Annotated in this window: 4 protein-coding genes; all 4 read left to right on the forward strand. The window is 64.8% G+C overall.

All coding sequences use genetic code 11. The features are described 5' to 3' along the window. The first annotated feature begins 101 nt into the window (after positions 1-101). The 4 genes from tnpA (at position 102) to ACSR1C_RS20455 (ending at position 2810) form a co-directional block, all read left to right on the forward strand. A complete protein-coding gene (tnpA, locus tag ACSR1C_RS20440; protein WP_460260850.1) occupies positions 102-482 on the forward strand; it encodes an IS66-like element accessory protein TnpA in 381 nt (126 codons plus the stop codon). Next, on the forward strand, positions 479-826 hold the full coding sequence (gene tnpB / locus ACSR1C_RS20445) for an IS66 family insertion sequence element accessory protein TnpB (protein WP_075777367.1): 348 nt from the start codon (positions 479-481) through the stop codon (positions 824-826). Before tnpA ends, tnpB begins: the two co-directional genes overlap by 4 nt. Before the next feature lie 62 nt (positions 827-888). Then, positions 889-2514, forward strand: coding sequence for an IS66 family transposase (gene tnpC / locus ACSR1C_RS20450; protein ID WP_460260851.1), 1626 nt, complete (start codon positions 889-891; stop codon positions 2512-2514). Beyond that, positions 2469-2810 carry a hypothetical protein gene (locus ACSR1C_RS20455; RefSeq protein ID WP_460260852.1) on the forward strand — a complete coding sequence of 114 codons (342 nt, stop codon included), beginning with the start codon at positions 2469-2471 and terminating at the stop codon, positions 2808-2810. The genes tnpC and ACSR1C_RS20455 overlap by 46 nt, the downstream gene beginning before the upstream one ends. The last annotated feature ends 15 nt before the right edge of the window (positions 2811-2825 follow it).

The following is a 2825-nucleotide window of genomic DNA, read 5'->3' on the forward strand; positions in this document are numbered from 1 at the left end:
CGTAACGGCCCGGTTGGCACCGCCTGCCAGATTTCGGCGTGAGGCCCTAAGACACGTGCATAACGACGTCGCAAACGACGTCTCTTATGCGCGGAGGGGCTATGCGGGGCGAGGTTTTGGGTGTTGAGCGCCGCCGGCGTTGGGACGACGAGATGAAGCTGGCGATCGTGAGCGCGGTGGGGATCGACGGCGCGACGGTGACCCAGGTTGCGCAACGGCACGAGGTGACGCGTCAGCAGATTTACGCGTGGCGTCACGAGCTGAAGCGGAAGGGGTTGTGGTCACCCGAGACGGGCGTGCTGTTCCTGCCCGCCGGCATGGTGCCCGCGATGGACCTGACGGTGGTTGAGGATCGAACCACAGCTACCACTCCCGTAGTCTGGGTTGAGTTGCGGCTTGCCAAGGCCCGCGTGCTCCGGTTCGAGAGCAACATCGACGATGCAGCGCTGTCCCGCTTGGTTCGCGCGGTGGATGCCGCATGATCGGGCCGGGGACCGGGGTGCGGGTGTATTTGGCCTGCGGGACGACGGATATGCGCAAGGGGATCGGTGGGCTGGCGGCGCTGGCGCAAGACGTGCTGCGCCAGAAGCCGACCGGCGGTGCAGTCTTTGCCTTCCGGGGCCGCAAGGGGGATCGGCTGAAGCTGCTTTACTGGGATGGCCAGGGGTTCTGTCTTTACTACAAGGTCCTCGAGCGTGGGCGCTTTCCCTGGCCGAACACCAGCTCGGGGGCGGTGCGACTGACCTCGGCGCAGCTGGCGATGTTGTGGGAAGGGATTGATTGGCGGCGGCCAGATTGGGGCGCTCCACCGGCCCGTGTCGGGTGATTTATCTATCTGAAACAACTTGTTTTTATGGCGCTTCCTGATGGGGTGTGTTAGAGGGTGGCATGTCAAGCGATGCGCCCATCCTCCCCGAAGATCCCGCTGTTCTGAAAGCGATGATCGCCGCCTTGCAGGCGGAAAACGCCAGGATGTCGGCGACGATCCGGGCGCATGACCAGCTGATCCAGACGCTGCGGCTGCGCATCGCGAAGCTCAAGAAGCAGGCCTTCGGCAAGTCCTCGGAGAAGATTGAGCGCGAGATCGAACAGCTGGAACTGGCGCTTGAGGATCTGTTGATTGCCAGCGCCGAAAGCGCCACCACCCCGACGGACGAAGACGAGGCGGGTCCTGCCCCTGAGGCGAAGACCGGCGATGTGGACAAACACAAACCCCGCCGTCGTCCCCGCGTCTCGGAGGCTACCCCGCGGGAGCGGCGCGAGCTCGACCCCGGCAGCTGCTGCCCGGATTGCGGTGGCGACCTGCGGCTCGTTGGCGAAGACATGAGCGAGATGCTCGACCTGGTTGCGGCACAGCTGAAGGTCCTGCAGATCGCGCGGCTGAAGAAGTCCTGCCGCCGCTGTGAGAAGATGGTGCAGACACCGGCACCCAGCCGTCCGATCCCCGGTAGCATGGCGAGCGCGGCGCTCTTGGCTTGGATCCTCGTCTCCAAGTTCGATGACCATCTTCCCTTGTATCGCCTGAACGAGATCTCCGCCCGCATGGGGGCCGACATCCCGGACAGCACGCTGGTCGACTGGTGTGGGCGCGCCATGAAGGTGCTGGCGCCGCTGGTCGAACGGATCGAAGCCGATGTGATGGCCAGCGACCTGCTGCATGCGGACGACACCCCGATCCGGGTGCTGGACCGGTCCCTCAAGGACCGCGGCCTCGGCAAGGGGGTGAAGCAGGGCCGGATCTGGGCCTATGTCCGCGATCCACGACCTTGGGCCGGAACCGCGCCACCCGGGGCGGTCTACCGCTTCGCCCCGGACTGGAAGCAGGAACACGTGCATGGGCATCTCGCCCAGACCCGCGGCATCCTGCAGGCCGATGGCTACAAGGGCTACAACAAGCTTTACGAACCCGATCCCGATGGCACGCCCCGCCTGCAGGAGGCGTCCTGCTGGGCGCATCTGCGGCGTGACTTCCATGACGAATGGGACAAGACGAAATCCGCCATCGCGCGCGAGGCACTCGACCGCATCGGCGCGCTCTACGACATCGAGCGCGAGATCAACGGGCAGCCCGCCGAGATCCGCCTTGCCGCGCGGCAGACGCACAGCGCCCCGAAGGTCGAGGCCTTCTTCGCCTGGTCCGAAAGCCAGCTCACGCGGATCCCCGGCAAGGGGGACCTCGCGCGCGCGTTCCGTTATGGGCTGGCCCGCCGGGCCTCGTTCAGCCTCTTCCTCAGCGATGGCCGCGTTGCCATCGATAACAATCCAGCCGAGCGCGCCCTGCGTCCGATAGGCATCGGTCGGAAGAACTGGCTCTTTGCAGGCGCCGACACCGGCGGCGAAACGCTGGCCCGCGCCATGACGATCATCGAGACCGCAAAGCTGAACGGCCTCGATCCGCAGGCCTACCTCGCCGACGTGCTCGACCGCATCAACGATCACAAGATCAACCGGCTCGACGAGCTACTCCCATGGAACTGGACACCGGTCGCCGCCGCTCAGGCCGAGGCCGCCTGATGGCGACCGTCACCCATGTCTGCACGATCGACTATGTCGCGAAGATACTCGGCGAAGACCGCAAGTTGCTTGAAGCCATCGTCTCCAACGACGACAATCTGACCTACGGTGACATCATCAGCGTCTATACCAGTTCGGAAGAGGCCATTACGGCCCTCACAGACCGCGGCATCGAAGAACTCCGAGACATGCTCACTGCCGCGCGCATAACTCCCAAAACTTGGCATGAGTTCCTCGACGACTTCGTCCATGACGCCGATCTCGTCGCCCGCATCAAGGCCCAATCGCCGCGGTAGCAACCGGCCGGTTAC

The organism is Actibacterium sp. D185-2, from assembly GCF_054954595.1.